The organism is Methanosphaera sp. A6, assembly GCF_001729395.1.
GTDB lineage: Archaea > Methanobacteriota > Methanobacteria > Methanobacteriales > Methanobacteriaceae > Methanosphaera > Methanosphaera stadtmanae.
The window spans coordinates 1-4,796 of record NZ_MAIF01000074.1 but is presented as its reverse complement, the minus strand read 5'-3'; the positions used below and the strand labels follow the sequence as shown (position 1 = coordinate 4,796).

Annotated in this window: 5 protein-coding genes; 2 read left to right on the top strand and 3 right to left on the bottom strand. The window is 25.0% G+C overall.

The window, feature by feature from the left end:
• Positions 1–171: 171 nt before the first annotated feature.
• The 3 genes from A9758_RS02520 to A9758_RS02510 all read right to left on the bottom strand — a co-directional run bounded on the left by A9758_RS02520 (position 172) and on the right by A9758_RS02510 (position 1,943).
• Positions 172–456, bottom strand: a complete 285-nt coding sequence (locus A9758_RS02520) for an H/ACA ribonucleoprotein complex subunit GAR1 (RefSeq protein WP_011406935.1) — start codon at positions 454–456, stop codon at positions 172–174.
• Positions 457–911: 455 nt separating this feature from the next.
• A complete protein-coding gene (locus A9758_RS02515; RefSeq protein ID WP_011406934.1) occupies positions 912–1,586 on the bottom strand; it encodes an RraA family protein in 675 nt (224 codons plus the stop codon).
• 66 nt (positions 1,587–1,652) lie between these two features.
• Entirely contained in the window at positions 1,653–1,943 is a 291-nt protein-coding gene (locus A9758_RS02510; protein WP_011406933.1) for a DUF211 domain-containing protein, read from the bottom strand.
• Between the two features lie 392 nt (positions 1,944–2,335).
• On the opposite strand from A9758_RS02510, the gene dnaG reads away from it, so the two are divergent.
• Together dnaG and xerA are read left to right on the top strand one after the other, a co-directional pair.
• Entirely contained in the window at positions 2,336–3,670 is a 1,335-nt protein-coding gene (gene dnaG / locus A9758_RS02505; RefSeq protein WP_048059908.1) for a DNA primase DnaG, read from the top strand.
• Between the two features lie 109 nt (positions 3,671–3,779).
• The gene (xerA, locus tag A9758_RS02500; protein WP_011406931.1) at positions 3,780–4,730 is read left to right on the top strand and encodes a site-specific tyrosine recombinase/integron integrase; all 951 of its coding nucleotides are present in this window, start codon (positions 3,780–3,782) and stop codon (positions 4,728–4,730) included.
• Positions 4,731–4,796: the final 66 nt, after the last annotated feature.

Sequence of the window (4,796 nt, the reverse complement as noted above, 5' to 3'; positions counted from 1 at the left end):
TTCCTGGTCCTCTTTTTTTAGGTTTCTCTGTTTTTTCTTTTATTTTGGGAGTTTTGGTTGTTTTTGTTTTTACTGGAGTTTCTTCTGTTTTTTCTTCTTTTTTCTTTGGCTTTCTGGTTTTAATGTCAGTTTTTAGTGTTTTATGAGGTCGTCCATATCTTTTTTTCCGTTTTAGTATGCCTGCCGTTGTTTCATCCTCCTTCTCTTATTTTTTGGTTGTAGATATACAGCTTCTCCCGTATTAGCCTTTTTAAATTTTTTACTAGTTTTTATAGAGATGTATGGTTGTTTGGTTGGCCCAAATATATCATTGATCTTACCTATTGGTTTATGTTGTTTATTTACTATTACTGAACCAATACGAGGTGTTTTATTTGAAGGTACAATTAGTTTGTTAGTACTTGTTATATGACTTATTGTACCTATTTTTTTTAATTTTGAATTCTTTTTTGACATTTTCTCTATTATTTTTAGGAATAAATACTATTATCTATATTTAGTTATTTTGATAATTGTTGAATTTTTTGTATAAAATTAGTATTATTATTTTTTAGTTTATGGGAGTTCATAATGATTTTTTTGAATAATTAATGATTTAAGGTTTGTTAAGGTTAGAATAAATTATATTTTTTCCTATAATTGTTCATATTTTTTTTATAATTATAATTATTATTTTTTTGATATTTATACTTTTGGATACTTATATATAGTATAATGTTTTTTATTAAAATAAGTTCTTATTTAATTATAAATAACCCTATTTCAATTAAAAGAAATAAAAATTAAATAAATTCACGGTATAAAAAAAATGTTTTTTGATAAATAAAATATAATATTCTTTATTTTTATAAATAGGGGATTATTTTAAAATTAATTAAAAAAAAATTAGAAGTTAAGTATGTTAAAAATAATTATTTAATACCTAAAACTTCATCTAAAGGAATCTCCTTATCTATCATTTCCTTTAAACTTTCAGTTTCAAATTTCTTTATGTTTTCAACTTCATGAAGTACTTCTTCTACTTTTTCCTGTGGTATTATAACAACACCATCCATATCTCCAACAAGAACATCACCATTACAAATAATGTTATCATCAATAACAATACGTTCATTTAACAAGCCATTATTTGATGGAAGTCCAGCATGTGATTTTATATCTTTTGAAAATACTTTATAATTTAATTTAATAATATCTTCTGTGTCTCTAGATACTCCATAAATAACAGTAGCCTTTAGTCCTTGTTTTTGTGCAGCTTTAGATGCCATTTCACCCCACACTGCATATTCATCATCTGAACATTTAATAAATAAGATTTCATCAATATTGGTGTTATAAATTCCTTTTATACCAGTACCCCAATCATATGAATTGGTAGTTGCTGTTTTAATTTTTCCAACAACTTTATATGATGGATCTATTGGTTTAATACCATTAATAAGGCCGTCTTTACCATATAAATTTTTCATGGCATCAGATACATTATCACTACTTGCTACTTCAAGTAGGTTTTCAAGAGTTATTTTTTCTTGTTTTTTTTTATTTCCATGTAATATGTTTTTTGGAGTTATTTTTCCTTTTGACATTTAAATTTCATCTCTAAAAATATCTATTATAAAAAAAATAATATAAAAAAAGGTAGTTATGAGTATTTAGTCTTGTGGTGTTGTTACTTCTTCAACTAATCTTTTACCAGCAACAACTTCATCAATACTATGGATTGAAGCACCATAATTTTCTACAGCTTCTCTAATTTTATCATAATTAAGATCTTTTCCTTCCATAGTTATTTTTATATTTTCAGTATCTTTGTCAATTTCAATTAATGTTATATTTACACCATCTACTCCATCAAGTGAGCTTAAATACATAGCAAATGATGGTAGTGATGGGGAATGTGGTTTTAAAATATCTAAAACTACTCTTATTAGTGAATTTTCCATTTCTATTAAATCCTCCGATTTAAAATCCTTGTTAGATAAACATTGTTTTTTATCTTTTATATAATTTATATCTTTTTTAATATTTAAAAAATACTTAATTTCTATAAAAATACAATAAATATAATAATAAATTCTAATTAAAATAATACTGTATATCGATATAACGAAGTAAGTTATTGAAATATAAAATATAATTTAAAAAAATTATTATGATAATAATGTTATAACTCCTATGTTTGGAGTAATACTAATAAAATATTAAATAAAAAAAATTTTTCATCTAATTGGCTTAAATTAAAAATATAAATTTTATAATCAGAAATTAATAAAAAAAAGGCGATTAAATGACACATAAAAATGCCAAATATCATGATGATGAAGATTATTATTACATGGTTAAAGATGAAATTACAACTACTAAATATTTAATACATTCACAAATAAATGCAAAAGGATTTGTAGAAAAACCTGATGTAGTAGGTGCAATATTTGGACAAACAGAAGGACTACTTAGTGATAGTCTAGATCTACGTGAATTACAAAAAACAGGTAGAATCGGTAGAATTAAAGTGGATATGACTAATAGATCTGGAAGAACAAAAGGAGAAATTATAATTCCATCCAGTCTTGATAGAATAGAAACAACAATTCTCGCAGCATCACTTGAAACAATTAACAGGGTTGGACCATGTGAAGCTAACCTAAGAGTAACAAAAATTGAAGATGTACGTGCTGTTAAAAGAAGAACTATTGTAGAAAGAGCAAAAGAATTATACCAAAATATGATGGAAGAATTTACTCCTGAAAGTTCAAGAATGATTGATGAAGTTAAAGAATCAATAAGACGTCCTGAAATAATAGAATATGGTGAGGATAATCTTCCAGCTGGTCCAAATACTCCAACATCTGATGCAATACTTATTGTAGAAGGAAGATCAGACGTACTCAATCTACTTAAATATGGTATAAAAAATACCATAGCTGTAGAAGGTGTTAATGTTCCTAAAACAGTTGCAGATTTAACAAAAAAACGAACTGTCACAGCATTTCTAGATGGTGATAGGGGAGGAGACTTAATACTAAAAGAATTACTTCAAATTGGTGATATTGACTATGTAACAAGAGCACCTAGAGGTCTTGAAGTAGAGTATTTAGATAAGGATCAAGTAATCTATGCACTTAAAAATAAAACATCAGTAGATAAAATAACAAGTCATGCTAATTATAATCATAATCAGCACAGATATCATAATAAACCAAAATCACATGATAAATTTGAATCTAAATTACATGAAGTAACATCTTCAGTTAATAAAACAGATAAATATTCACAAAAAAACGAATCAAAACAATTTAAACAACAAAAAAATGAAAATAAACAAGTAAAAGATAATTCCAAAGAAAAAACACAAAAATCTACAGAAAAACATAATGAAACAGAAGAAACACACTTAAATAAATATGAATTAATGCTTAAAGAATTATCTGGTACAGGTAAAGGAAGATTATATGATATGGACTTTAATTTACTTAAAGAAGTAAAAGTATCAGATATATACAATGAAGTTAAAAATTCAAAAGAAACAATAAAAAACATTGTTTTTGATGGAATAATAACACAAAGAATTGTTGATTTATCTAAAGAAAAAAATATTGAATGTTTAGTAGCAGTTAAAATGTCTGAGGTTGTAAAAAAACCTGAAACTATAAAAATTATTACAAAATAATCTTCATAAAAAAAAGAAGAATAATAAAATAATCATTCTTCTTCATAATATTTTTTTTGAAGAATTTTTTTTGATAAACTATAAAAACATGATGCAAGGGAGTGGGACTTTGACATCAGATTATTTAGATGAGATATACTTTGAAGATCAAGTGGAAGATTATATTTTAGAAATGGATATACAAGGTTATTCCTCAAATACATTAAAAACATATAAATCTATTCTTGACAACTTTTACAAATTTATCTTGTCAGATAGAAAAATTAAAGATGAAAAAGGAATGTTACGTGCCTTTAAAAGATATTTACAATATTTAAAAAGAGAAAAAGAAGTATCTACAAATTACATATATCTAGTAACAGTAGTTTTAAAGAAATTCTTTGAATTTGCAGAAATTCATATATATGAAGAAATTAAAGCACCAAAGAGAACAAAATCATTGCCTAAATCATTAAATGAACAGGAAGTATACGATTTAATTCATGCTAAAGATAATGAATATGATCCTGAAAAAACCAATCCTCAAAATATCACAAGACTACGAAATAAACTCATATTAACTCTTCTATATTCAACTGGTCTAAGAGTATCAGAACTTACAAAACTAAAAGTAACAACAATAGATGAGAATGAAAGAACAATCAGAGTAAGAGGAAAAGGAGATAAGGATAGGATAGTTATTTTTGATGAAGATACTCTTGATTTAATACATGAATATTTAGATAAACGTGGTGTTGAGAATGAATATTTATTTGTAAATCAAAGAAATACTAGTCTAAGTTCAAGATATATTCAGTTAATGATTAAAGAATATGCAAAAGATGCAGGAATTACTCGAAGAGTCACACCCCACATATTAAGACACTCATTTGCAACACATCTACTTAAAAATGGTGTTGATATTAGAGCAATTCAACAGTTATTAGGTCATAGTAATCTAAGTACAACTCAAATCTATACAAGTGTAGATATGCATACTCTTAAAAATGTATATGATGATGCTGTGTTAAATAGAAATAATCATGTACATAAATCTCGAATAAATAGTGTAACTGATTAAAAAAAATAATTAGTTTTCTATTAATAATTTTTTCTTTCAAATTACTTTTTCTAAATATAATTTTAA